This window comes from Methylocella sp. CPCC 101449 (assembly GCF_031921685.1).
Lineage (GTDB): Bacteria > Pseudomonadota > Alphaproteobacteria > Rhizobiales > Beijerinckiaceae > Terripilifer.
On the sequence record NZ_JAPDHU010000003.1, the window covers coordinates 540262 to 566857 of the forward strand.

Below are 26596 nucleotides of genomic sequence, written 5' to 3' on the forward strand. Positions count from 1 at the left end.
CGAAATGTCGACGCTTGGTGCGCCATGTCCATGTCAACACCGCCGGAACAGCGGCCGAAACAAGGAGATGAACATGCAATACCTGCTGATGATCTATAACGACGAGAATTTCTACAAGACGGCGCCGAAGGCCGAGCTGGAACGCTCCCACAGCGCCTATGTCGCCTATACCGAAGCGCTGAAATCGGCCGGCGTCATCCGTGGCGGCGAACGCCTGCAACCGATCGCCACCTCCAGCACCGTGCGCGTCAAGGACGGCAAGACGGTCGTGCTCGACGGTCCCTATGTCGAAACCAAGGAACAATTGGCCGGCTACTACGTGATCGAGGTGGACAATCTCGACAAAGCCATCGAATGGGCCGCGCGCTGCCCGGCGGCCAGCGGCGGCACGATGGAAGTGCGTCCGATCTGGGCGAACCCGCTGATGAACATGTAAGTGACCGCCGCGCTCGCAGATCCCCGGCGCGCGGCGGAAGCCGCCGCCCGCCGCAGCTACGGCAAGCTGGTCGCCCTTCTGGCGGCCCGCGGCCGTGACATCGCCGCCGCCGAGGATGCTTTGGCCGAAGCCTTCGCCGCGGCGCTCGGCGACTGGCCAAAGTCAGGCGTGCCGGACAATCCGGAAGCCTGGCTGCTGGCCGTCGCCCGCCGGCGCCTCATCGACGGGGCGCGGCGCCGCAAGACCCGCGACGAGGCGAGCGATCATCTGGTGCTGCTCATGCAGGAAGCCGGCGACGATCAAGAGGCCGACATTCCCGACCGCCGCCTCTGGCTGATGTTCGCCTGCGCCCATCCGGCACTCGATCCAAGCATTCGCTCGGCCCTCATCCTGCAAACCCTGCTTGGTTTCGATGCGGTCGCCATCGGCTCGGTCTTTCTGGTGCAGCCGGCGACCATGGGGCAGCGGCTGGTGCGCGCTAAACAGAAGATCGCCCAAGCCGGCATTCCATTCGAACTGCCCCCGAAGGAGGACTTGCCCGAACGGCTCGATGCGGTGCTGGAAGCGGTCTATTCCGCCTTCGCGCGCGGCTGGAGCGACCCTGCCGGCGCCCATGCGCGCATCAGCGAACTGGCGGCGGAAGGCGTCTGGCTCGGCCGGCTCATTGCCCATCTCATGCCCGGCGAGCCGGAAGCACTCGGCCTCCTCGCCCTGATGCTGCATCTGGAAGCGCGGCGCGGTGCGCGGCGTAGCGCCGATGGCGCTTATATCGCGCTGTCGGCGCAGGACACGGCGCTCTGGGACCAGGCGCTCATCGATGAGGCCGAGGCCCTGCTGTATCGCGCCGCCAAAATGACCCGCCCCGGTCGCTATCAAACCGAGGCCGCCATTCAATCGGCCCATGCCGCACGGCGTCTCACCGGAAAAACCGACTGGCAGGCCATCGCTGCCCTCTACGATGTGCTGTGGGCCATGACAGGCTCACCCGTCGTCGCCATCAACCGGGCCATGGCACGGGCCGAAACGTCGGGGCCGGCCGTCGCTCTGGTGGAACTCGATGCCCTGGCCACGGATAGCCGCCTGGCGACCTACCAGCCCTATTGGGCCGGCCGCGCCGACCTGTGCCAGCGGGTCGGCGATCAGGCGGCGGCGCGCGATGCCTATGGCCGCGCCATCGGCCTGGAACATGATCCCGCCGTGCGCCGTTTCCTGCAGGATCGGCTGGCCAAACTCGCGGTGAGTTGATCTACAGCCAGCCGCGCCGTCGGAAGAAGACGAAGGGCAGGATGGCGGTGATGATCATCAGCCCGATGGCCATCGGATAGCCGTACTCGAACGCCAGTTCCGGCATGGCCTTGAAGTTCATGCCGTAGATCGAGGCGATCAGCGTCGGCGGCATCAGCGCCACGGCCGCAATCGAGAAGATTTTGATGATCTGGTTCTGCTCGAGATTGATCAGGCCGAGCGTCGCGTCGAGCAGGAAATTGATCTTCGTCGAAAGATACGTCGAATGGTCGGTCAACGACGTGACGTCGCGCTGCAAGCTGCGCACACGGGAACGGATTTCCTTCAGCGCCCGCTTGCTGTCGTCGGCAACGGCAGTGTGATAGGTGAGCACCCGGTTCATCGACAAAAGGCTTTCACGCGCCATCGAGACAAGATCGCCCTCGCGGCCGATATCGACGATGATTTTCTGAAAGTCCGCTGTTTTCGAGGATTTCTTGCGCGGATCCTCGTGTTTGAATACTTCCCGCGAGATCGCATCGATCTTGGCACCGACCTTTTCCAAGGCATCGGCGATGCGGTCGATCAGCGCTTCCATCAGGCTCAACATCACCTGTTCGCCGGTCCCGCACGAGACCGCATTGGCGCGCTGGACGCGCAAGGCGAACATCATGAACGGCCGAGGTTCCGCATAGCGCACGGTCACCAGGGTCGAGCCCTTGAGGACGAAGGTGATCGGCGTCAATTGCGGTTCGTCGGTATCGATCCGCGTCACCGCGGTCATCGTCATGAATTCCGCGCCGTTCTCGTTATAGAGACGGGAGGAGACCTCGATCTCCTGCATTTCCTCGCGGGTCGGGATCGACACGCCCACGGCCGCCTCGACATAGCGATCCTCTTCCGGTGTCGGATTGAGGAGATCGAGCCAGGGCACAGTCCCTTCCGGAAAAGGCTGCTGCTCAGTGGCATTCACATTGATGGAGTGGGCAACGAGGTGATCGCTGTCGCGGGTATAGACACGCAGCATGCCGCTCTTCCCATTCTCGGCAGGCGCGGAGCGAGCCGTGGTTTACGTATCAGGTTATGGCGAGGACACCCTCTATCTGCCATCTCCCGATGGAGCGCGATGCACAGGCGGACGGAGCGAAATCCAGCGCCTCCGTGCCAGCATATTGCGCACCCGTCAACCGCCAAACGACAAATGACCCGATAGAAAAATCTATCGGTCTGTTACAGACGCGGTTTCGGTTGAGGGCTGAAATCGCGGTTTATTCGGCGGCCAGCGCCTGCGGTTTCTGCGGATCGCGAAACCGCTGCAACAGGCCTTCTTGTTCACGTTTTGCGACAAGAACGTGACGGTCCTTCACGTGGCCAAAACCGCGGATTTTCTCGGGCAAACTGGCCAGGGCCAAGGCCGTGGCATGATTAGCCGGGGTCAGGCCACGACCAAATTCATCGAGCAGCGCGACGTAATCGGTAATGAGCTGCTGCTCCATCCGCCGTTCGGCGCTGTAGCCGAAAATATCGAACATCGTGCCACGCAGTCCCTTGAGCGCCGCCAGCAAGCGGAAGCCCGTCATCATCCACGGACCAAACGTGGTTTTACGGGGGTGACCCGCCGCATCCTTACGCCCAAGGATTGGCGGTGCGAGGTGGAATTCGAGGCTCAGTTTGCCCTCGAAAGTCGCCGCGAGCTGCTTCTGGAACGAGCCGTCCGTATAGAGCCGCGCCACTTCATATTCGTCCTTCACCGCCATCAGTTTGAACAGATAGCGGGCCACGGCCTCGGCAAGCCCGCTCATGCCAGGCGTCTTGGTTTTCTCGAGCTTTTCGATCGTGCGCACGGCCGTCTCATAGCGGCGTGCATAGGCGGCGTTCTGATAGGCGCTCAGGAAGGTGACGCGACGCGCGACCAGGCTGTCGAGCGTTTCCGCTTCGACCGGTACATCCGCCTTGGCCGGCAGCAGAGCATCAATGGCGCGCGGCGCATGGGCGTAATCGCGGCCAAGCGCGAAGGCCGCGAGGTTCATGTCGACCGCCTCGCCGTTCAGCCGGATCGCCTGTTCGATCGAGGCGGCGGCCAAGGGCACGAAGCCTTTCTGATAAGCGAAGCCCAGCATGAACATATTGGCGGCGATGGAATTGCCGAGCAGGCGCGTGGCGATGCTCGACGCATCGACGAACGACAGATCGGCGCCACCGTGATCGCGGATGGCGCGTTTGATGCGCTCGGTCGGCAGATGATAATCGGCATTGCGGGTGAAGTCGCCCGGATAGACTTCGGCCGTATTGACCACGACGCCGGTCTTGCCCGGGCGCACGGCGGCCAGCACCTTCTTGGTGCCCGAGACGACCAGATCGCAGCCTAAAACCAGATCGGCATGGCCGGCGGCCACGCGAATGGCGTGGATATCGTCGGGATGGGCGGCCAGTTTCACATGGCTGTAGACGGCACCGCCCTTCTGGGCGAGGCCTGCCATATCGATCAGGCCGCAGCCCTTGCCCTCGATATGCGCCGCCATGCCGAGAATGGCACCGATGGTGACGACGCCCGTGCCGCCGACACCGGTGATCAGAATGCCATAGGGAATTTTGCCGAGTTCAGGCAACTGCGGTTCAGGCAGCGCACCGGTCGGATCGACTTGGCGCAGCGGCGCTGTCGACGACACCAGCTTCTTCATGCGCGCGCCATGCACCGTTACGAAAGACGGGCAGAAGCCGTTGACGCAGGAAAAGTCCTTGTTGCACGAGGACTGATCGATGGTGCGCTTGCGACCGAATTCCGTGTCGAGCGGCTGCACCGACACGCAATTGGATTTGACGCCGCAATCGCCGCAGCCTTCGCAGACCAGCGTATTGATCATCACCCGCTTGTCAGGATCGGGGAATGTGCCGCGCTTGCGCCGCCGGCGCTTTTCCGCCGCGCAGGTCTGATCGAAGATCAAAACGGTGCAGCCCAGCTCTTCCGCCATTTCCCGCTGCACGGTTTCGAGATCGAGCCGGTTGTGGATCGTCGTGCCCGCCGGCCAAGCTTCGCCCGGCGGATATTTGTCCGGCTCGTCGGTGACGATGGCGATGCGTTTGACGCCTTCCGCCGCCACCTGACGCGCGATCATCGGCACAGAAAGATTGCCCTCGTGCGCCTGACCACCGGTCATCGCCACCGCATCGTTGAACAGGATTTTATAGGTGATGTTGGTGCCGGTATCGACCGCCCAACGCAGCGCCATGACGCCGGAATGGTTGTAGGTGCCGTCGCCTAAATTCTGGAACACGTGATTGCGCGTCGAGAACGGTGCTTCACCGATCCAGTTGGCGCCCTCGCCGCCCATCTGCGTAAAGCCCTCGGTGCCGCGATCCATCCACTGCACCATGTAGTGACAGCCGATACCGGCATAAGCGCGCATGCCGTCGGGCACGACAGTCGATGAATTATGCGGACAGCCCGAGCAGAAATAGGGAATGCGCTGCGCCGCATCGGGCGTCTCGGCCATCATGCGCTGCGCGGCCTTGAGATCGGCAACGCGTTTAGAAAGATCGGCATCGTTGCCATATTTAAGCAGGCGATCGCCGATGGTGATGGCGACATCGTTGGGATCGAGCGCGCCCTTCACCGGGAAGAGCCAGGCGCCGGTCTCGTCGCGTTTGCCGATACAGACCGGCTGGTTCGCCGAGCCATAAAGCTCCTCGCGCACCTGCACTTCGATCAGCGAACGCTTTTCCTCGACGACGATGATGAGATCGAGCCCACGGGCAAAATCCTTCAGCCCTTCCGGCTCGATCGGCCAGGGACAGGCAATCTTGTAGAGCCGCAGGCCGAGATCATTGGCGCGCGTTTCGTCGATGCCGAGATCGTCCATCGCCTGGCGCACATCGAGATAGGATTTGCCGGTGGTGACGACGCCGATCTTGGCGTTGGGGCCGCCGCTGGTGATGATCTTATTGAGCTTGTTGGCACGCAGCCACGCGACGATCGCATCACGCTTGTGATCTTGCAGCCGCGCTTCCTGCGTCAGTACCGGATCGCGCGGGCGAATGTTGAGGCCGCCCTCCGGCAATTGATAATCGGTCGGAATGACCGGTTTCACCCGCTCCGCCGATGCATCGATCGACGCGGTCGATTCAATCGTATCCTTGACGCATTTGAGGCCGACCCACACGCCGGCATAGCGGCTGAGCGCCCAGCCATAGAGGCCGTAATCGAGAATCTCCTGCACGCCGGCGGGATTGAGCACCGGCATCATCACGTCGAGGAAATGGAACTCCGACTGATGCGCGGTGGTGGAAGATTCCGCCGTGTGATCGTCGCCCATGAGCGCGATAACGCCGCCGAATTTCGACGTGCCGGCGAGATTGGCGTGGCGGAAGACATCGCCGGAGCGATCGACTCCCGGCCCCTTAGCGTACCACATGGCGAAGACGCCATCATATTTGCCTTCGCCGCGCATTTCCGCCTGCTGGGAACCCCAGACGGCGGTCGCCGCCAGATCCTCGTTGAGGCCCGGCTGGAAAACGATGTTTTGCGGCTTCAGCACTTTGGCGGCACGGTGCATCTGCTGATCGATGCCGCCCAGCGGCGAGCCGCGATAGCCGGTGACGAAACCTGCGGTGTTGAGGCCAGCGGCCAGATCGCGCTGCTTTTGCAGCAGCAAAAGCCGCACGATGGCCTGCGTGCCGGAAACGAAAATCTGCTTCTGGTTGAGGTCGTACTTGTCGTCGAGCGAAACCCTGCCCGAAGCAGTGTCGCTGATTTGGTCCAGCTTGGCCGGCCCCTGTTCAAGAACCGTCTTGGCTCCCGACATCGACCTCTCCCTACGCCGATATCCGTGCCCCAACAGCGGCTTTCGCTGTCGGACACCCCATGAATCTAGGTACGCATACCACGCATTTTCAACCCACGGGCGGTATGATCCGATCCCGAAGTCGCCACAATATGATGCGATTCGCCAGGGTAGATCACCGAAGTTTGACCAAGCCTTTGGTCGAACAGGTAATATAGCCGGCCGCATCAAGCCAAAAGGAATGCGCGTGCGCCTCAGCTCCCTCCTGTGCCGCCTTTGGATGACAGGTTTTCTTGCCGCTGGAACGCTTTTCGGCCTGGCCGGCAGCGCCAGCGCCCATCCGCATGTTTTCGTTGTCGTCAAAAGCGTCGTCGTTTTCGGCCAGGACGGCAAAATCGCCGCGATCCGGCATAGCTGGACCTTCGACGACATGTATTCGGCCTTCGCCACCCAGGGGCTGGGCCCCGATCCGGCAAAACTCGCCAGCGATTTGCAGCAACTGGCGAAGGTGAATGTCGAGCAGCTCGAGGAAGCCTCGTTCTTCACCTTCCTGCGCGTCGGCGGCAGAAAGCAGTCCGACTTCTCGCCCGCCACCGACTATTCCATCTCCCTCGACAAGGACAAGATTGTCACCTTGAGTTTCACCGTGCCGCTGAAAAACCCGACGACCACCGGCCGCGCGCTGATTTTGCAGGTCACCGACCCGACTTATTTCGTCGCCTTCGATTTCGACAAGGACCGCGCCGTGACCATGGAAAACGCGCCGGCCGGCTGTTCGCTGAGCATCAACCAACCACAAGGCTTGTCCGCCGCCGATCAGAAGCGGCTCGAGGAAGTTGCCGGCACCAATGATTCTCCGGGCCAAGATTTCGGCTTCAAACTGGCAAGCCGCGCCATCGTGGCCTGCCCGTAACATGCGCCCGTGAAAGATCCGCTCTTGCGTCGTTCCTCCACAGTCAGCTTGCGTCATCTCCTGCTGTTTGCCGGCGCGCTCGTCGCCGCCGTCGGTTTGATCTCGATCGCCAGCGCGCATGATCTCTTTGCCCAAACGCCGGCACGCAATCCCTTTAACGTCGGCATTTCCGAAGGCGGCGGCCGCGCCACCGGCATCATGGGGTGGATCATGGCGCAGCAGGTGGCGTTCGAGCGCCTGCTCTCGGGCAGCGTGCGCGCGATCAAGACCGATACCTCGGCGCTCTGGACCCTGCTTGGCATCAGTTTCACCTACGGTGTCTTCCATGCGGCCGGCCCAGGCCATGGCAAGGCTGTCGTCGCCTCCTACATGCTGGCCAATGAACGGGCGCTGCGGCGCGGCATCGCCATTTCCTTCTTCGCCGCGGTGTTGCAAGGCCTTGTCGCCATCGCCATCGTCGGCATCCTGGCGCTCATCCTCAATGCCACCTCGCAACAAATGCGACAGACGGCGAATTTCGTCGAACTGGCGAGCTATGCCGGCATTGCCGTGCTCGGCCTGTGGCTGGTCTGGCGAAAGGGTTCGGCTCTCTTCTCGGTTCTCGGCGCGAAAGCGAAACCGAGCGAGCCTTCAGCCGTGGCGCATATGCATGATCATCACCATCATGACCATGCCCATCATCACCACGATCACGCGGCGCATGAGCATGCACACGGCCATGCGCCCCATGGTCATCCAGACCATGTGCATGACGAGCACTGTGGCCATTTCCACGCGCCCGATCCCAAAACCCTGGGCGACAATTTCTCCTGGGGCGGCGCATTGCTGACCGTACTCGCCGCTGGATCGCGGCCCTGCTCCGGCGCGATCCTGGTTCTGGTTTTCGCTCTAGCACAGGGCATTTTCACTGCCGGCATAGCCGCGGCTTTCGCCATGTCGCTTGGCACCGCGCTCACGACAGGCGCGCTGGCCGCCGTCGCCGTGCTCGCCAAGAATCTGGCCATGCGCTTCGCCAATCCGGAATCATCGCGCGCAATCGTCCTGGCCCGCCTGTTCGAATTCGGCGCCGCCTGTCTCGTTCTATTAATCGGCATCACGCTATTCTTTGGCGGCGCCCTCGGCCAGGGTTAAAGCCGAATCTAAATCCCGGCGCTGGCGCCCACGGTCTCGATCCGATTGCCTGTTCGTACCAGCGCGGCGATATCGGTAACGCCGATCTCGGATGTTTCCATCACCTCATGACCAGCGCTACGCAAGCGCCGCGCGATCGCGCCATCGAAACGCTCATCGATATGAACGAAAGCGGGCTCGTCCTTGCTTCTGCGGAACAGTGTACAAAGCGATGCGTTGCAGGCATCTTCCACTGTGGCGCCCGCAGCCAAACGCGCCAGGATTTGCACGATTGCCTGCGGCTCGGCTTCACGGCCAGATGCGCCGAGAGAGACGACACGGCCGCCTTTCAACATGGCGATCACCGGCGCTAGGGCCGTGCGGGGGCGTAGACCCGGCGCCAGCGCGAACGGCGAACGCTCTTCCATGGAGAAAGCCGTGGCGCCATTGGCCAGCAACACGCCGGTGCGCGGCAAGACGCAGCCCGATCCGAATGCCGTACCGCAGGATTGCGCCACGACCACCGTCAGACCCGTCATATCGGTGACGGCAATCGTCGCTGCGCGTTCGGGCCATGACACTTCGAAAGGCATATCCGCGGCGCGCTCCATGGACAAGGCTTCCGCCTGTGCCCGCAGCACATCCGGCGTCAGAAACTCATCATGATCGACATCGATACCGTCGAAATCCGCGAAAGCTCTGTCGCGCGCGATGATGCCGCGTTTGGCGCTTTCGATCAGGCCATGAAAGAAAGCAAAACTGTCGAGACGATCGATGCTCAGCCGCTCGGCAATACCGAAGCCCACCAGAGCTGCCATGCCCTGCGAGGGCGGCGGTGGAGCGAACAGCGTGCCGGCCCGCGTCGCCACCTGCAACGGCTCGCGCCAACGCGGCTGGAAGGACCGCAGATCCTCGCGCATCACCGGCACGCCAAGCCGTTCCATGTCGGCCGCCAGTTCGCGCGCCACGTCACCGCGATAGAAGTCGTTCAGCCCGGCATGAGCCAATTGTTCCAATGTCGCGGCCAGCGCTTCCGCCGTGCGCATCGTGCCGGTGGCTAAAGGCTTACCATCGCGCATAAAGGCAGCAGCAAATCCAGGCTGCTCAACCAGCAGCGCATCCCGCGGCGCTTGCGCTTCGCCGACGCCGACCGGCGCGCCGGTGCGCGCCGCAGCGATGGCGGCCGACAGCAAGAGATCGAGGGGCAGCTTGCCGCCGAGCGCCCGCGCGACATCAAGCGCCTGTATCAAGCCACCGACCAGCCCCGGCACGGTGGCGGCCGCCAAAGGTCCAAGACGCGGGATCGTATCCTGTCCTTGATCGCGATAGGCGCGGATCGACGCCTTGGCGCCCGTCGGCCCCACCGCCTCGATGGCCCGCACGCGACCGCTCGGCGGTCGCACCAGCCAGAGGCCATCGCCACCCAAAGCATTGAGATGGGGAGAGGTGACGGCCGCGACCGCAGCGGTCGCCACCGCCGCTTCCAACGCATTGCCGCCTTCGATCAGAATTGCTTGTCCGGCGCGGGCGGCAAGGTCGTCAGGAGCGACGACCGCAGCCAGCGCGAATTCCGATATTGTCACGCCGCCAGCAGGCGCTGTACCTCGTTGACGAGATCCTTGAGGTGGAACGGCTTGGACAGGACCTTGGCGTCCTTGGGGGCATTATTGTCCGGGTTGAGCGCCACTGCGGCAAAGCCGGTGATGAACATCACCTTGATGTCCGGGTCGAGTTCGGTCGCCCGGCGGGCCAGTTCGATGCCGTCCATTTCCGGCATGACGATATCGGTCAACAGCAGTTCAAACGGCTCCTCGCGCAGCCGGTTATAGGCGGACAGCCCATTGTCGTAGGAGGACACGTTGAAACCGGCATTCTGGAGCGCTTTCACCAGAAAACGGCGCATGTCGTTATCGTCTTCCGCCAGAAGAATCCGGGTGGCGGCAGCAGGAATCTCGTTCATCACAGCCTCGTCAGGAACCCGCTTCCATAAGAGGCAGGTTCGGTTAATTGCCAGTGAACACACCTTAAAACGTGGCGAATTTACGGAACTTATCAGCATTAAATCCACACGTACCGATAGACATGGCTTTTGTGCCTTGGCACATTGGGGATATGTGACAGCCTCTGACGGCCGGGACAGTTGAACGGACGATGAGCGATCGGAACAACGGTTATGGATTGGACGGAGCCGGCCTGGGCAGCGCTGTCCCGCGCCTGCCGGAGCTGGATCCGCCGTTCGATATCATCGAGCCTGAGGTCGAAGCCTGTCCAGTGGTTTTCTCCTCCCCCCATTCCGGCAGCATCTATCCCTCGGCCTTCCTCAAGACGGCCCGGCTCGATCCGCTGACCCTGCGCCGCTCCGAAGACGCCTTCGTCGACGAATTGTTCATCCCAGCCTTGAGCATTGGCGCGCCCATGTTGCGGGCACGATTTCCGCGTGCCTATCTCGACGTCAATCGCGAGCCCTTCGAGCTCGATCCGCGCATGTTCGACGGCCGCCTGCCTTCCCATGCCAATACGCGCTCGATCCGCGTTGCCGGCGGCCTCGGCACGATCGCCCGCATCGTCGGTGAAGCGCAGGAAATCTATTGGGGCCGCCTGCCGGTCGCGGAAGCCATGCTCCGGATCGAAGCCTTGCACCGCCCCTATCACGCAGCTCTTAAAACCCTGGTGGAACGCACCCGCAAGCGCTTCGGCATGGCCGTGCTGGTCGATTGCCATTCCATGCCCTCGACCAATCTGCCGACGGAAAACGGCGGCAAGGCCGATGTCGTGCTTGGCGACCGTTACGGTACGAGCTGCGATCCCGGCTTCGTCGATTGCATCGATTACGAATTGCGGCTGCTCGGCTATCGGGTGCTGCGCAACAAGCCCTATGCCGGCGGCTATATCACCGAATATTATGGTGAGCCGTCCATGGCCCGGCATGCCCTGCAGATCGAATTCAACCGCGGGCTTTACATGGACGAGGCGCGGCTCGCGCGCAGCGACAATTTCGACGCTTTGTCACGCGACATCGCCAAAGTGATGGAACGCTTTGCCGCTTTCCTGGCCGCCGGTTCGAGCGGCGCGGCTGCCGCCGAATAATCGGCGAACCTCGGCGAAAAAGAAACGACCGCCCCAAAAAGAAAGGAGGCCGCTGTGTCGCCACGGCGGCCCCAAGTCTAGGGAGGAAACGCCCAAGGAGGGCATTGCAGCGACAAGCGCTGCACGTTCACATATGGACTTTCTCAGCAAAAAAGCAAGAGCCTGCTTCGCCATAGCCTAAACAAGGCGGGCCATGTGCTCTTTATGCAACATATTTCATCTCGCGATATTCGGGCGGACGGGAGCCGGCGGCAGCCCAAAAAGAAAGGAGGCCGCTGTGTCGCCACGGCGGCCCCAAGTCTAGGGAGGAAACGCCCAAGGAGGGCAAGGCGACAACATCGTTGCCGCACTGCAATAATATGCCTTGTGCAGTGCGGGATAGCAAGTGTAAACGCACGGTTTAACATGCCTGCGACATCCCGCCGCATCAGTGACCCTGAATATAAAAATATCAATGAGTTCTATCAGGATGGGTGTCCTTGACCCGCCAATAGAGCACAAACGCCACCCCAACTTCGGCCGCCAGAACACCGAATGCAGTGCGGTAAGCCGCCTCCGGATAGACCTGGGCGCCGTCGATCAACTGGGTCTCGAACTGCGCCATGACCAGCCCGGTCAGCATCTGCTGGACGAAAACGCCGCCGATCGATCCGATGTTGATGAGCGCCAAACCCCGACCGATCAGCGCCTGTGGAAAAAGCGACCGGCCATGGGCGGTCAGCACCGGCGAGAAGCCGAAGGCCAGCCCGCACAGGATCAGATAGGCCAGCAGCCAGCTCCGCGGCAGGGCAATCAGCGCCGGCACGGCAAGCGCGGTGGCGCCCAACGCCAGGCCGAGCCCCACTGGAATGGAATAGCTGCGGAACAGCCGATCCGTGCCGCCCCAGGCGAACAGGCCGACGATCTGCGCCGCCACCATCGCCAGGAGATAGCCGCCGCGCGTCTCCAGCGGCATATCATAGACATGCGCCATCCATGGCCCCGCCCAGAGCGCCAGAATGGCGGCGAAGGACGGATAGGTCATCGCCGACACGCACAAGATCGCCCAGAAATGCGGGATGCGCATCACGGCGCCGATGCCAGCCAGAAGCTGCGACAGGGATTCGGAGCGGGCGCGCCGCTCCTGCCGCGCGGCGGCATTTTCCGTGACGAAACAATAGACCAGCACGGTCATCAGACAGGCGAACAGGCCGGCGATAAAGAAAGAGCCGCGCCAGCCGATGGTCGCCGCGCCATGCGCCAGCGGTGCGGTGGCCATCAGCGTACCGATATTGCCGGCGCCGATGTGAATGCCGGCCATGGTGGCGAACTTTCGGGGCGCGAAACGCTGCGCATAGATCGCCAGCGGCGCCATTAGCAGGCTGGAACAGCCGATCCCGATGACGAGCCGCGCCGCGACCAGATCGCCATAGCCACGCGCGAAGACGAACCAGAACGTGCCGACAATAAGCACCAGCAAGGTGACGATCATCGCGATGCGCGCGCCATAGCGATCGATCGCCATGCCGAGCGGGATCTGCACCAGAGCGAAGGACAGATAATAGACCGACGCCAGCAGGCTCAGCGTCGTGGCTTCCAGCGCCAGTTCGCGCGCCAGATCAGGTGCGATCACCGTGATCGAATTGCGGAAAAACTGGCTGATGACGTAGCCGCCGATCAGGACACAAACCAACAGAATGGCGCCCGAACGGACCTCGCCTGATCCGTCTGTTTCCCCCGATGTCGACTGCGTCATTTGATTTGCACCCACCTCACGCTCACCATATCGATTCATCGGCCAAAGGGGTATTTCCTTCCGGCAAACACCGTGTAAAACCCACCCTTCTGAAGCGCCGCACCATGGAGAAGGCATGAAACCCGTCGATCTGGCGGCATTCGTCGATGAACTCGCGCGTCTGTCCGGCGAGGCCATCCTGCCCTTCTTCCGCACCGCCATTCATGCCACCGACAAGTCGGGCGGCGGCGTCTTCGATCCTGTGACGGAGGCCGACCGGGCGGCCGAAGCGGTCATGCGGCGCATGATCACGCAGAACTTTCCGGGCCACGGCATCATCGGCGAGGAATTCGGCAGCCAAGGTGCCGATGCCGAATATTGCTGGGTGCTCGATCCCATCGACGGCACCAAGAGTTTCATTTCCGGCATGCCCGTGTGGGGCACGCTGATCGGCCTCACGGTCAAGGGCCATGCCTGCTACGGACTGATGCATCAGCCCTTCACCCGCGAACGCTTCTCGGGCGATGGTTCGAGCGCGCTGTGGCGCGGCCTTGGCGCCAATGGCCAGGCGACGGAACGCAAGCTGCGCACCCGCGTCTGCGAAAGCCTCGCTACGGCCACGTTGATGACCACCCATCCCGCCCTGCTCGCGCCGGGCACGGAAGAACCGTTCCGCCGCGTCGAAAAGGACGTGCGCCTGTCGCGCTACGGCGGCGATTGCTATTCCTACTGCATGCTGGCGTCAGGCCAGGTTGATCTCATCATCGAGAGCGGCCTCAAGCCCTATGACATCGTTGCGCTGATTCCGATCATCGAAGGCGCCGGCGGTATCGTCACCACATGGGACGGCAGCCCGGCCACCAAGGGCGGCGCTATCGTCGCCGCCGGCGACAAGCGCGTGCATGCGGAAGCGTTGAAGCGATTGAACCCCTAATATTGAGCTGCCGCGACGGGGCCGCGCACGTCTTCGATCGCAGTCTGCGCCGTAACAAGAGCGCTCAATTCGTCGCGCGTGCCGGGAATGAACGCATCGAAGGCAGCCCAGAACTGCTGCCGGATCGCATCGGTCTCCATCAGGATTTCATGCCGTGAATGGGGAATGGTGACCACATGCCCGGCCTTCAACCGATTGCCGAAACGCTCGACGGCCGAGACCGACACCACCCGATCCGATCCCGCGCAGACCACTAGAATGGGGGTGAGCGTGCGACGCGGATATTCCGGATCAGCGAAGCGCTGCATCATCTCGAAGGCCGCATCGACCCAGCCGATCGTCGGATCGCCGATGGCGACCTGACCGACAGCGGCAACGATGTTGGCGCTGCGCGCATAGCGTTTGGGATCGGAGGTCAAAGCATTGTCTTCGAACGGCCGCGTCAAAATGGTGGTGCTGCCGCCACCTGGAATGAACGAACCACCGAAACCCGCGAAGTCGAGCACGCTCGCCAGCGCACGCGTGAAGCGCGGCATGCGCAGGCCATGCAGATCGAGCATCGGCGCCGTCACGACGATGCGCTCGAATGGCGAGCGCCCGGCCCGCGCCTGTTCGATGAGAATGGCGCCGCCCATGGAGTGGCCGAGCGCGAACCAGGGCTCGGGACAGAACGGCGCCAACACCTGTTCGTGCAGCGCATCCAGATCACGCCCATAGAGCGAGAAATCGTCGATATGTCCCTTGCGCGAATTGTCGAGATCGCGGCCTGACAGCCCCTGCCCGCGCCAATCAAAGACCACGACCACGAGCTGGCGCTGCAGCAGTTCGCCGACGACCTCGAAATATTTCTCGATGAATTCCGCCCGACCGGTGCAGATCAACACGGTACCGACGGGCCTGCCAGCGGGATGCCAGCGCGCCACGCGCAAAACCTTGCCGTCGACCGCCCGCACGGCGGCGACCACGCCCCCGGGAGGGCAAGGATTATCGGACGTCTGAATAAATTCCATCAGTGAACCAATCGGCGCGAAACCATCCCTAAGCCGTGCGCAGTAAAATCGTTCACAATCAAGTCACATCCGGCCTAGTCATACACAATGTGTGACGATTCCGCGAAAGTTTCGTCAACGTCCGGTTTGGCGCACTTGGGCCAACGCCGCCCGGCCCACGAAGCCATAGGGATTGGCCAGGGATTCAAGCATTTCGAAATGGTTGGCGCCGTCGAGTACCACGAGCTCGACCGGCTTGCCGGCGGCCTGCACGGCCTCGTAGAAGGCGCAGGCCTGACGCTGAAATTCCGGCGATTCCTCGCTGCCATAAGTCAGGATCAGCGGACAGTGCAGTCTCTCCAGATGGTGGATGGCGCTCAACGCCCGCACATTTTCGTCGGTAAAGCGTACATAGAGCGAGCGCTTGGAGCGGCGCACCGGCTCCAGATCGTACATGCCCGACATCAGCACGGCACCCGCCAGGATCCGGGGCGGCAGACCGTAGCGCGTCCAATCGGTGGTGACGACACAGCCCGACAGATGACCGCCGGACGAATGCCCGGCGATGAAAATCTTCGCCGGATCGCCGCCGAAATCCGCCGCGTGGCGATGGATATGGGCGACGGCGCGGCGCACCTGATCGACCACATCAGGCAGTTCGCCATGGACCGCATCGATACTGATGAAATCGAGGATGGCGACGTGAGCGCCGGCGTCGAGATAAGGTTCGGCGAGATGGGCGAAGTCTCGCGATGCGCCGGAGCGCCAGCCACCGCCGTGAATGAAGCAGAGGATCGGCGCATCCGGACGGCCGCAGGAATAGAAGTCGAAACCTTCGATCTGCGTCTGTCCGTAAGACATGCGCCGGGGCGACAAACGGGCATAAGCGGCACTGGCCGCTGCCTCGCGCCGTCGCTGCACCAGGCCCATGTTCGAGGCCCAGACCGTCTGATCATAGGCGTCATCGAGCGCCTTCTGGTCCATGTCGAGCCAGACCAGCGGGCCTTTCGCCTGCCCCACCGTATCGTCGGCCATGACGGAAACTCCTCGTTCGTATCCTCGCCCATTTCGCCGCTATCGCGCCTTGCAGAACGCGTCAACGTTTAGAGCAATGCTTCAATATCGGCGCGCAGCGCCTCTGGCTTGGTGGTGGGCGCGAAACGGCCGACGACCTGACCGTCACGATTGATCAGGAACTTGGTGAAATTCCATTTGATCGCCTTGCTGCCCAACACGCCCGGCGCCTCGTTCTTCAGCCATTCGTAAAGCGGGCTCGCGGCTGGACCATTGACATCGATCTTGGCGAACATCGGAAAGCTGACGTCGTAAGTGAGCTTGCAGAAATTGGCGATCTCCGCCGCATCGCCCGGCTCCTGCGCGCCGAACTGATTGCATGGAAAGCCGAGCACGATCAGGCCGCGCCCCTGCAAATCGCGATAGAGCGCTTCCAAGCCTTCGTACTGCGGCGTGAATCCGCATTGGCTCGCCGTATTGACGATCAGCAGAACCTTGCCGCGATAACCGGCGAGAGACACATCCTCCCCGGCCAATGTGCGCGCGGAGAAATCGTAGATATTGCTCATAAGCTTCCCACCAGTGATCCTATTGGCGCGGCATCGTAATACCGCCTCCCTTCCGGCCAAAGCCTGATTTTGCGGCTTTCCGGCCTTGCAAAGCCCAGGTTCCGCCCCCACCTTTTCTCTGTGCGGGCCCATACGGGACGCACAATGGCCCTGTGCTCCGCTTTGCCAGAGGTTCAACCGATGGTTGGCCAAGGAAGCTGTGTCGCAGTGTCATCAGTCAAATCATGTCGCTCAAGAGAGGATATGCACATGCGTCACTTTGATTTTTCGCCGCTCTATCGCTCCACCGTCGGTTTCGACCGTCTGTTCTCCCTGCTGGATCAGGTGAATGGCGCGGAGAACGTGGCGACCTACCCCCCCTATAATATCGAACGGACGGGCGAAAACGCCTATCGGATCACGGTTGCCGTCGCCGGTTTCGGCGAAGCCGATCTGTCGATCGAGACCAAGGAAAACGCGCTGACGATCCGTGGCGGCCGCGAAGTATCCAACGAAAACGAAGCCCGCAACGAAGTCTTGTATCGCGGCATTGCCGCTCGCAGCTTCGAGCGTCGCTTCCAACTTGCCGACCACGTTCATGTTCAGGGCGCAATCCTGCAGAACGGTCTGCTGCACGTTGATCTCGTCCGCGAGATTCCTGAATCGGCCAAGCCCCGCCGCATTGCCATCACCACCGACGGCGCTGCGCAGGTCGAACAGAAAGTCGAAGACAAGAGCGGGCCGAAGCTCGCCGCGTAATCTTCTTACGCGAAAGGCCGCGCCCAAAAGCGCGGCCTTTTTTTTATTCGATAGATAAGCCGTGTGACGCGTTACTTCGCCCGATTGGCGACGAGATCGTCGACCACTGACGGATCGGCTAATGTCGAGGTATCGCCTAGCGCTCCGATTTCGTTCTCGGCGATCTTGCGCAGAATGCGACGCATGATCTTGCCGGAGCGCGTCTTCGGCAAGCCCGGCGCGAACTGAATGACATCCGGCGAGGCGATCGGGCCGATCTCCTTGCGCACCCACATCACCAATTCCTTGCGCAGATCGTCGGACGCGGCCTCACCCGCCATCAACGTCACATAGGCATAGATGCCTTGGCCCTTGATGTCGTGCGGATAGCCGACGACAGCCGCTTCCGACACTTTGTCATGAGCGACCAAAGCGCTTTCCACTTCCGCCGTGCCCATGCGATGACCCGACACGTTGATCACGTCATCGACGCGACCGGTGATCCAGTAATAGCCATCGGCATCGCGGCGGCAGCCGTCGCCGGTGAAATACTTGCCCGGATAGGTCGAGAAATAAGTCTGCACGAAGCGCTCGTGATCGCCGAACACCGTGCGCATCTGGCCCGGCCAGGAATCGGTGATGCACAGATTGCCCTCGGTAGCACCTTCCAGCACCTTGCCTTCGCCATCGACGATCTGCGGCTGCACGCCGAAGAACGGATTGGTCGCCGAGCCCGGCTTGAGCTGCGTCGCGCCCGGCAGCGGCGTGATGAGAATGCCACCGGTTTCGGTCTGCCACCACGTATCGACGATCGGGCAGCGATCGTCACCGACGACGCGGTGATACCATTCCCAGGCTTCCGGATTAATGGGTTCGCCGACCGAGCCCAGCAGGCGCAGCGACGCGCGGCTGGTCTTCTTCACCGGTCCATCGCCCTTCTGCATCAGCGCGCGGATCGCCGTCGGCGCGGTGTAGAAGATATTGACCTTGTGCTTGTCGATCACCTGCCAGCAACGCGACTCGTCGGGATAGTTGGGCACGCCTTCGAACATCAGCGTGGTCGCGCCGTTCGCCAGCGGTCCATAGATGATGTAGCTGTGACCCGTTACCCAGCCGACGTCGGCCGTGCACCAGTAGATGTCGCCGTCGTGATAGTCGAAGACATATTGGTGCGTCATCGACGTATAGACGAGATAGCCGCCGGTGGTGTGCAGCACGCCCTTGGGCTTGCCGGTCGAACCCGACGTATAAAGGATGAACAGCGGATCTTCCGCATTCATCGCTTCCGGCGCGCATTCGGCCGGCACTTGGGCGGCCGCCTCGTGATACCAGACGTCACGGCCCGCCTGCATGTCGACCTTGCCGCCAGTATGCTTGACGACGATCATGCTCTTGACCGGCGCCTTCGCCGCCGCGGCGTCCGAATTGGCTTTCAGCGGGATCGGCCGGCCTGCGCGCACGCCTTCATCGGCAGTGATCAAAACGGCGGACTTCGCATCCTCGATGCGGCCGGCGAGCGAATCCGGCGAGAAGCCGCCAAAAACCACCGAATGCACCGCGCCAATGCGCGTGCAGGCGAGCATGGCATAGGCCGCCTCGGGAATCATCGGCAGATAGATGGTGACGCAATCGCCCTTCTTGACGCCTTGCGCCTTCAGCACATTGGCGAAGCGGCAGACGTTATCGTAGAGTTCCTGATAGGTAATGTTCTTGGACTTCGACGGATCGTCGCCTTCCCAGATGATCGCCGTTTGTTTTGCGCGCTTGGGCAGATGGCGATCGACGCAATTGGCCGACACGTTCAGCACCCCGTCCTCGAACCATTTGATCGAGACATTGGGCGGGCCGAAGGTCGTGTTCTTCACCTTGGTGAAGGGCTTGATCCAGTCGACGCGCTTGCCGTGTTCGGCCCAAAACCCTTCCGGATCCTTGATCGAGCGGGCGTACATTTCCTTGTAGCCGGCGCCGTCGACATAGGCCCTTTTGGCCCATTCCGGAGCGACAGGGTAAATCTTGTCGGACATGCAAGCCTCCCGAACAGAACGAAATACGGCGGCTCAGCCGCCTTGATGGGGCGCATTTAGGCGCAGTCACCCCCCTGCGACAAGCACCCATGCGTGCCACTTTGGTCGCGCGACATTCGGCCCACGCATATAGTTTAATCCGCCGCCCTAGATGCGGCGACGGACTGCTCAAGCGTGACGATTAAAGCCGGTTTTTCAGGCAGATGCCTATTGGCATTCCTTGCGGACGCGATCGAGCGCCTGGCTCAGGCCGGCGAGCGAATAATTGTCGGTCGTGGCGGTACCGCGCGACGACATCGCCTTGACCTGTAGGCGCTGGCCCTTGCGCATCGCATCGAGCATATGGCCTTCCTCGGCAGCATTGCGCACCCACAGCTTATCCTTTTGCGCCACCATGTCGAAGCCGGTGGGGCCGATTTCGCCGCGCGGCGTGCTGTCGCCCTTCACGTCGAAGCCCATGATGACGGAAAGCTCGTTGCTCACGCCCTCGCCCGTGCGGGTCGAAACGAAAACATAAGCCTTGTCGCGCTTGAGCCCTGACGGCAGCCGCTCCTTCGGTTCCGCCAGCGCATAACAGGTCTTGGCTTTACCGGCCGAGGCGACATAAGCACCCCAATCGCCGAAGGAGGCCACCAGCGCCGGTTTGCCGGGCTTGGCCGTCGATTCGGCGGCCGGCCTGCTACCCCGGGCGTTACGGGCTTCCCGGGTCGTCGCCGGCTTCTTGGTATCGGTCTTTTCGGCCGTCGGTTTATTGCGAGCATTCGACTGCGCAAACGATATTTGCCCGCCGGCGGCGAGAAAACATGTGGCGAGGACGGCGCTCATCAAAATCCGCATCTGCGATTCCATCTTTGTTTTGCCGGCGAATCGCCGGAAAGAACATTGAAGTCTGTGGGCGCGACCATAAAGCAAGCCCTCCCGGCCCAAAACCTCGGGCAGGCAATTTTATGACGCTTTTTACATTTGGCGTTTTGCGGGCCGATCCCGGCAAAAATCGGACAAGGGCGATTCTGAAGACCGCCTGCGACGCTTAAGCGCGCGAGGCCGGGGTCACCATGACCGTGCGAATCGACGGGCCGATACCCAGGGCTACGATCAAAAGCGCCGCCAGGGCCGCGTCCTCGAACACCCCGCGCACCGCGAACTGATAGACATAGGTGGACAGGGTCTCGACATTCAGCGGCCGCAGCAGGAGGGCCATCGACAGTTCTTTCAGGCTGTCGACGAATACCAGAAGGGCTGCGGCCGCCAGCGCCGGTCGCAGCAGCGGCAGATGAATGGTGCGTATCAACGCCAGCGGACCCGCACCCGCCACCCGTGCGGCGCCGTCAAAATCATGGGGGATGCGGGCAAGCCCCGCATCGGCGACGCCCGTCGCCACCGCCAGGAAACGCAGCGCGAAGGCAATAACCATGGCCCCGCCCGACCCAGCGATAATGAGGCCGACGCCCGTTCCCGACAGACCGCGTGCCACCGCATTGATGGCCCCATCGATCAAGGCGAAGGGCGTGAGCAACCCCAGAGCCAGCACCGTGCCCGGCACTGCATAACCAAGCCCGGCGATCGAGGCACACAGCCGCGCCCACGAGCGCCCGATGAGTCGCGCCGACAGCGCCGCGCCAAAGCCGAGCGCCAGAGTGAGCAGAACGGCCGCTGCCGCATAGGTGAAGGTCGAGACGAGATGGGCCGGCAACGCCGGATCGACGCCGTCGCGGCTCACCCGCCAGAGCGCTTCGCGCGCCAGATAGCCGAAGGGCACGAGGAAGCCGAGCGTCACCGGCACAGCACAGGCCAGAAACGCCCCCGCCGCCTGCCAGCCTCTCAGTACCGGGCGGCGCGTACCATGGCTGCTGGCGCTATGACCGACAAAGCCGCTCAAGCGGCGGCCATAGCGTTCGAGCCAGATGAAGATGGCGATCACCGACAAAAGCACACAGGCGATCTGCGCCGCCCCGGCAAGATCACCGCGATTGAGCCAGGTGGTGAAGACCGACAAGGTCAGGGTCTGCACACCGAGATATTCGGCGGCGCCAATATCGTTGAGCGCTTCGAGCAGAACCAGCGCCAGACCCGCCGCCACCGCCGGCCGCGCCATCGGTAGAACGATGTCGCGCAACACCCGCCAGGTGCTGGCGCCAAACACGCGGGCGCTTTCGACCAGCGTGAAATTCTGCGCCCGGAACATCACCAGCGCCGTCAGATAGACATAGGGAAACAGCACGAAGCCAAGCACGAAGACCGCGCCGCCGAGCGACCGCACTTCGGGAAACCAATAGTCCGCCGCCGAACGCCAGCCCGTCACGCCGCGCAACGCCATCTGCGCCGGACCGAACGGCCCCAGCACTTCGACATAAACATAGGCGACGATATAGGTGGGAAACGCCAGCGGCAGCGCCAGCATCCAGGCGAGGATACGCGCACCGGGAAACCGATACGACGCGATCAGCCAGGCCGTGCCAACACCGACGATGCCACAGACGATCGCCAGGCCCATAAGCAGCAGCGTCGTTTCCCACAAAGCATGCGGCAGCACGTAAGCGATCAGATGCGCCCAGACTTCCGCCTTGCCGGTGAGAGCCCGGTGCAGGAGGCCGGCGATCGGCGCCAAAGCAAAAAGTGCCGCGGCGATAGCGATCGCCGCAGCCAAGGGATGGAACGCCCGCACCCGCCCGCGAAGACCGGCATGCAAAGGCAAAGGCGCGGATGCGCCGGTTTCACCGACAGCACCCGCGCCCGCCAAAGTCTCAGAGACTGGCGCGCGTTCCAACATGAGCCTTAGTTGTCGAAACCAACCTTATCGACAAGCGCCGAAACCGGTTTGCGGAATTCCATGATCTTGACCAGCGGCATGGCATCCGGCTTCAGCGTGCCGTAGCTGGCGATGGTCGGATTGAGCTTTTCGCCGGCGCGGATCGGATATTCGAAGTTGATGTCGGCGTAGATGTGCTGCGCATCTTCGCTGACCAGCCATTCGGCGAGCTTCACCGCATTGGCGCGGTTCGGCGCGGTCTTGACCAGCATCGCCGCCGAAACGTTCACATGGGTACCGGCGCCCGCGAAGGTCGGCAAGATCACCTTGGTCGCATCGGCCCAGGGCTTGCGATCAGCTTCGCGATTGAGCATCAGCGCCCAGTAATAGGTATTGCCGACGCCGATGTCGCATTTGCCGGCGGCGATGTCGCGCGCCACTTCGCGGTCGCCGCCGCTCGGCTTCTGCGCCAGATTGGCCTTCACGCCCTTGAGCCAGGCTTCGGCCTTTTCCGCGCCGTGATGGGCGACCACCGCCGCAAACAGCGCGGTGTTGTACATGTTCTGGCCGGAGCGAATGCAGATCTTGCCTTTCCACTTCGGATCGGCGAGGTCTTCATAGGTGATCGCATCCTGCTTGACGCGTTCCTTCGACGCATAGACGACGCGCGCGCGCATCGACATGGCGTACCAGTTGCCGGCCGGATCGCGATATTGCGCCGGCACGACCTTCTCCAAAACCTCGGACTTGAACGGCTGCACGATGCCCGCATCGAGCGCGTCCTGCACGCGGCCGATGTCGACCGTGAGCAGCATGTCGGCCGGGCTGTTGGCACCTTCCGAAACGATGCGCTGTTCAAGACCGGAATTGGCCGAGATCACATTGACCTTGATGCCGGTCGCTTTGGTGAAACCTTCAAACAGCGGCGCGATCAGTTTGGCTTCGCGATAGCTGTAGACATTCACTTCGCCCGGCACTTGGGCGCTCGCGGCGCCGGCATAAATCGCAGGCGCAACCGCCGCGATCATCACCGCCAGCAGGGATGGTTTGCCGATGAACATGGGCCTCTCCTCGAGCCCGCGAAAAGCGGGCGAAAACGGAACGGCGCGACCTTACCCAGCCCCCTCTCAGGGTCAACAGATTTCCTTTTAAAATCAATAGTTTGTAAGAGTTCTAAAATTTAAGAGAGTTCACATCAGTATTTATACGGTGCCCGCATATTATCGATGCCGTCGAGTTGCGCTTGACTTGCTTCAGCCATCGCAGAAGATCACCTTAAGAGAGGGTGTTCCGAAGACTCCTGCGGGAGCTGCTCAAGGAACCACTGTCTCCGGTGCTGAATTGATCGAGACTGAGGCCGCTCTCGCCCGAGCCTCAAAACTGAGTGCTTAAGACGGACCCAGCCCCGATCGAAGGAGGAGCGAAATGAAAGTTTCGAACATTCTCAAGACTAAGGGCCATGATGTCATTACCGCCCAACCGCACCGTACCTTGCATGAGATCGCTCACATCCTCGCCGATAAGGGCATCGGCGCCGTGGTGATCACCAGCGCCGACGGCGCGCTCATGGGCATCATCTCCGAGCGCGACCTCGTCCGCGTTCTCTCACGCAATGGTGCGGCCGCCTTGAACGATGCCGTCAGCCGGCACATGACGCCGAAAGTCGTCACGGCAACGCGCGAGACCAGCATCGACCATCTGACCGAACAGATGACCGCAGGTCGCTTTCGCCACATGCCGATTGTCGAAGGTGGGCGGCTCTTGGGGCTCGTCTCCATTGGCGACGTGGTGAAATGGCGCGTCGAGGAAATCGAATCTGAACATCGGGCGATGCGCGAATATATCGCCAACGCTTGAACGTTTTGCAGAGATGCGGCGTTCGCAGAAGCTCGGTTCTGACACGCTCAGAACCGAGAGAGGTTTTTACGCCGGTCGCATCCGCACGAGCGCATCCAATGTGATGGTCAGGACCGGCTGACGCGCGTCGTCGATAAGCTCGCTTTTCAGAACCACGACCGCGTTTTGTCGCTCGGGGCGCAGCGTTACGCTGTGGATTAGCGCCTGCCCCGTCAAAGCCGTGCCCGGACGAACCGGGCGCACGAGACGCACTTCGAAGCTGCGCCCGACCAGACCCGCGACCTTGTTCCAGACGGCCTCGACGACGAGCCGCTGGTAGATCGCCATGGTGTTGAAGCCACTCGCGATGAGCCCTTCGAACGGCCCGGCGGCCGCGGCGACGGGATCGGTATGGATCGGAACGGGATCGTATTGCCCGGCGAACTGGAGAATCTCGGCCTCGGAAATCGTGTAGACGCCGAACGGAAAAGTCTGCCCTTCGGAAAGATCTTCAGCGTAGAGCATCGGCGGTGATCCTCGCGGCAAAAACCAATGGCGGGCAGCGACACCGCTCCCCGCCATCATCGAGCTTAAACATCATTTGATAGCCAAGCCATGACCTTTGAGGTCACGACCCAGTCACGCCGCCTTGGGAGGCTTGCCCAACACGTCGTCGCGCAATTCCCGGCGCAGGATCTTGCCGACATTGGTCTTCGGCAATGTCTCGCGGAACTCCACGGTCTTGGGCACCTTATAGGCCGTCAGTTTCTCGCGGGCGAAAGCGCGCAGCTCTTCCGGCTTCAGCGAAGGATCTTTCGGCACGACGAACGCCGCCACCGCCTCGCCGGAATGGGGATCGGGCACGCCGATCACCGCCGCTTCCAGCACTTTCGGATGGCTGGCCAGAACTTCCTCCACCTCATTGGGGAAGACTTTCAGGCCGGACATGACGATCATGTCCTTCATCCGATCGACGATCTTGATCATGCCCTGAGCATCGAGAATACCGACATCGCCGGTGCGCAGATAGCCGTCGGCCGTCATCACTTTCGCGGTCTCATCAGGCCGCTGCCAATAGCCCGCCATCACCTGCGGACCTTTGACGCAGAGTTCGCCCGCCTCGCCAATCGGCATGGGGTCGCCGTCGGGAGAGCGGATCGACACATCGGTCGAAGGCACCGGATAGCCGATCATGCCGGTGAATTCTTCAATGTCGAGGCGGTTGAGGCACACCACCGGCGACGTCTCCGACAGCCCATAACCTTCGACGATCGGCTTGCCGGAAATTTCCTTCCAGCGCTGCGCCACCGGCGCCTGTGTCGCCATGCCGCCGGCGATGCACACGCGCAGGTTGGAGAAGTCGACCTTGGAAATATCGCGATGCTGCGCCAGCGCATTGTAGAGCGTGTTGACCAGCACCAATTCGTTCGGCTTCGAAGTCTGCAAGGTCTTGACCAGACCGCTGATGTCACGCGGGTTGGCGACGAGAATCTGCAAGCCGCCGATGCGGCAAGTGAACACACAGCACCCGGTCAGCGACAGGATGTGATAGAGCGGCAGAGCCGTCACCACCGAATAATGCGCCGTATCGCCGATGAACGGCCGCGTCCACGCCTCGCACTGCAAGACGTTGGCAACGATATTGCTGTGAAGCAAGGTGGCGCCCTTGGCCACGCCCGTCGTACCGCCGGTATATTGCAGGAAGGCCACGTCATCGACCGACAGATCGACCTTCGCCAGCGGCTTCTCGCGGCCAAAAGCCAGGAAACGGCCGAAGCGGATGGTCGCCGGCAACGCATAGCGCGGCACACCCTTCTTCACATAGCGCGAGACGAAATTGACGATGGCGCCCTTCAGGCCCAACAGATCGCCAGGCGCGACGATGACCGCGCGTTCAACGGTCTTCAAGTCAGGCAGCGCCGCCTCGACCGTGTGGCAGAAATTCTCCAACACGAAGAGAATGCGCACGCCGGCATCATTGAGCTGGTGGCTGAGTTCGCGCGGCGTATACAGCGGATTGACGTTCACCACGGTGAAGCCGCCGGCGAGAATGCCAAACATGATCGGCGCATAAGCCATCACATTGGGCATCATGATGGCGACGCGGTCCCCCTTCTTGAGGCCCATGCGTTGCAGGCCGGAACCGAGCGCCTGCGCCAGCTCACCAAATTGGCTGTAATTGATACGTTTGCCAAAACTCTCGAGCGCCGGATGGTCGCCGAACTTGGTCACACTCTCATTGAAGACATCGACCAACGTGCCAAGCGATGTGGCATCGATGTCCGCCGGCACACCAGCCGGATAATGCGCGAGCCAGGGTTTCAGCGCCGTTTTGGCGTCCATCTTACTCTCCCACGCCCTCCCTCCGGGCGACCGTTAGATTGCGGGCCGCCACGATGGCGGCCTGTGCGGATTGAACCCGCACAGGTCAAGATGGCATCGCCACCGGCATTCGGCAATTCGGCGAAATGCCTAGGGCAAAATCGCGAGACGTAACCT

General features: G+C 62.1%; 22 protein-coding genes. 8 read left to right on the plus strand and 14 right to left on the minus strand.

The window, feature by feature from the left end; all coding sequences use genetic code 11:
* Nucleotides 1–73: 73 nt before the first annotated feature.
* A complete protein-coding gene (locus OIM99_RS22750) occupies nt 74–436 on the plus strand; it encodes a YciI family protein (protein WP_311852768.1) in 363 nt (120 codons plus the stop codon).
* Nucleotides 437–1681, plus strand: coding sequence for a DUF6596 domain-containing protein (locus tag OIM99_RS22755; protein WP_311852769.1), 1245 nt, complete (start codon nt 437–439; stop codon nt 1679–1681).
* A gap of 1 nt (nt 1682) precedes the next feature.
* Here the strand turns inward: OIM99_RS22755 and corA are convergent, their stop codons facing one another.
* Complete coding sequence (gene corA / locus OIM99_RS22760; protein WP_311852770.1) at nt 1683–2687, minus strand: magnesium/cobalt transporter CorA; 1005 nt, start codon at nt 2685–2687, stop codon at nt 1683–1685.
* A gap of 241 nt (nt 2688–2928) precedes the next feature.
* Nucleotides 2929–6462 (minus strand): indolepyruvate ferredoxin oxidoreductase family protein, encoded by a 3534-nt coding sequence (locus OIM99_RS22765; protein WP_311852771.1) that lies wholly within the window; start codon nt 6460–6462, stop codon nt 2929–2931.
* Between the two features lie 259 nt (nt 6463–6721).
* Between OIM99_RS22765 and OIM99_RS22770 the strand changes: the two genes are divergently transcribed.
* Nucleotides 6722–7354, plus strand: a complete 633-nt coding sequence (locus OIM99_RS22770) for a DUF1007 family protein (RefSeq protein ID WP_311852772.1) — start codon at nt 6722–6724, stop codon at nt 7352–7354.
* A gap of 9 nt (nt 7355–7363) precedes the next feature.
* Nucleotides 7364–8485 carry a nickel/cobalt transporter gene (locus OIM99_RS22775; protein ID WP_311852773.1) on the plus strand — a complete coding sequence of 374 codons (1122 nt, stop codon included), beginning with the start codon at nt 7364–7366 and terminating at the stop codon, nt 8483–8485.
* Nucleotides 8486–8493: 8 nt separating this feature from the next.
* Here the strand turns inward: OIM99_RS22775 and OIM99_RS22780 are convergent, their stop codons facing one another.
* Together OIM99_RS22780 and cpdR are read right to left on the minus strand one after the other, a co-directional pair.
* On the minus strand, nt 8494–10047 hold the full coding sequence (locus OIM99_RS22780; RefSeq protein WP_311852774.1) for a gamma-glutamyltransferase: 1554 nt from the start codon (nt 10045–10047) through the stop codon (nt 8494–8496).
* Entirely contained in the window at nt 10044–10424 is a 381-nt protein-coding gene (cpdR, locus tag OIM99_RS22785; protein WP_090708044.1) for a cell cycle two-component system response regulator CpdR, read from the minus strand. The genes OIM99_RS22780 and cpdR overlap by 4 nt, the downstream gene beginning before the upstream one ends.
* A gap of 191 nt (nt 10425–10615) precedes the next feature.
* Between cpdR and OIM99_RS22790 the strand changes: the two genes are divergently transcribed.
* Nucleotides 10616–11551: an N-formylglutamate amidohydrolase gene (locus tag OIM99_RS22790; protein WP_311852775.1), complete on the plus strand. Its 936-nt coding sequence runs from the start codon at nt 10616–10618 to the stop codon at nt 11549–11551.
* A 451-nt stretch (nt 11552–12002) separates the two neighbouring features.
* Here OIM99_RS22790 and OIM99_RS22795 read toward each other — a convergent pair whose 3' ends face one another.
* Nucleotides 12003–13286: an MFS transporter gene (locus OIM99_RS22795; protein ID WP_311852776.1), complete on the minus strand. Its 1284-nt coding sequence runs from the start codon at nt 13284–13286 to the stop codon at nt 12003–12005.
* Between the two features lie 115 nt (nt 13287–13401).
* Between OIM99_RS22795 and hisN the strand changes: the two genes are divergently transcribed.
* The gene (gene hisN / locus OIM99_RS22800; protein ID WP_311852777.1) at nt 13402–14199 is read left to right on the plus strand and encodes a histidinol-phosphatase; all 798 of its coding nucleotides are present in this window, start codon (nt 13402–13404) and stop codon (nt 14197–14199) included.
* On the opposite strand, the gene OIM99_RS22805 is transcribed toward hisN, so the two are convergent.
* The 3 genes from OIM99_RS22805 to OIM99_RS22815 all read right to left on the minus strand — a co-directional run bounded on the left by OIM99_RS22805 (nt 14196) and on the right by OIM99_RS22815 (nt 16771).
* Nucleotides 14196–15209, minus strand: a complete 1014-nt coding sequence (locus tag OIM99_RS22805; RefSeq protein WP_311852778.1) for an alpha/beta hydrolase — start codon at nt 15207–15209, stop codon at nt 14196–14198. The two genes, hisN and OIM99_RS22805, sit on opposite strands and share 4 nt — an antisense overlap.
* A 114-nt stretch (nt 15210–15323) precedes the next feature.
* Nucleotides 15324–16223 (minus strand): alpha/beta hydrolase, encoded by a 900-nt coding sequence (locus OIM99_RS22810; RefSeq protein ID WP_311852779.1) that lies wholly within the window; start codon nt 16221–16223, stop codon nt 15324–15326.
* A 68-nt stretch (nt 16224–16291) separates the two neighbouring features.
* Entirely contained in the window at nt 16292–16771 is a 480-nt protein-coding gene (locus OIM99_RS22815; protein ID WP_311852780.1) for a glutathione peroxidase, read from the minus strand.
* Nucleotides 16772–17020: 249 nt separating this feature from the next.
* Here OIM99_RS22815 and OIM99_RS22820 point away from each other — a divergent pair, with 249 nt between their 5' ends.
* The gene (locus tag OIM99_RS22820; RefSeq protein ID WP_311852781.1) at nt 17021–17509 is read left to right on the plus strand and encodes an Hsp20 family protein; all 489 of its coding nucleotides are present in this window, start codon (nt 17021–17023) and stop codon (nt 17507–17509) included.
* A gap of 71 nt (nt 17510–17580) precedes the next feature.
* Here OIM99_RS22820 and acs read toward each other — a convergent pair whose 3' ends face one another.
* The 4 genes from acs to OIM99_RS22840 form a co-directional block, all read right to left on the minus strand.
* Nucleotides 17581–19512, minus strand: coding sequence for an acetate--CoA ligase (gene acs, locus OIM99_RS22825; RefSeq protein ID WP_311852782.1), 1932 nt, complete (start codon nt 19510–19512; stop codon nt 17581–17583).
* Nucleotides 19513–19719: 207 nt separating this feature from the next.
* Complete coding sequence (locus OIM99_RS22830; protein WP_311852783.1) at nt 19720–20349, minus strand: invasion associated locus B family protein; 630 nt, start codon at nt 20347–20349, stop codon at nt 19720–19722.
* 193 nt (nt 20350–20542) lie between these two features.
* Nucleotides 20543–22282: an iron ABC transporter permease gene (locus OIM99_RS22835; protein WP_311852784.1), complete on the minus strand. Its 1740-nt coding sequence runs from the start codon at nt 22280–22282 to the stop codon at nt 20543–20545.
* Between the two features lie 5 nt (nt 22283–22287).
* Nucleotides 22288–23289: an extracellular solute-binding protein gene (locus tag OIM99_RS22840; protein ID WP_311853157.1), complete on the minus strand. Its 1002-nt coding sequence runs from the start codon at nt 23287–23289 to the stop codon at nt 22288–22290.
* Between the two features lie 397 nt (nt 23290–23686).
* Between OIM99_RS22840 and OIM99_RS22845 the strand changes: the two genes are divergently transcribed.
* Nucleotides 23687–24118 (plus strand): CBS domain-containing protein, encoded by a 432-nt coding sequence (locus tag OIM99_RS22845; protein ID WP_311852785.1) that lies wholly within the window; start codon nt 23687–23689, stop codon nt 24116–24118.
* Nucleotides 24119–24184: 66 nt separating this feature from the next.
* Here the strand turns inward: OIM99_RS22845 and OIM99_RS22850 are convergent, their stop codons facing one another.
* The gene (locus tag OIM99_RS22850; protein ID WP_311852786.1) at nt 24185–24622 is read right to left on the minus strand and encodes a MaoC/PaaZ C-terminal domain-containing protein; all 438 of its coding nucleotides are present in this window, start codon (nt 24620–24622) and stop codon (nt 24185–24187) included.
* A gap of 114 nt (nt 24623–24736) precedes the next feature.
* A complete protein-coding gene (locus tag OIM99_RS22855) occupies nt 24737–26440 on the minus strand; it encodes an AMP-binding protein (RefSeq protein ID WP_311852787.1) in 1704 nt (567 codons plus the stop codon).
* Nucleotides 26441–26596 lie beyond the last annotated feature (156 nt).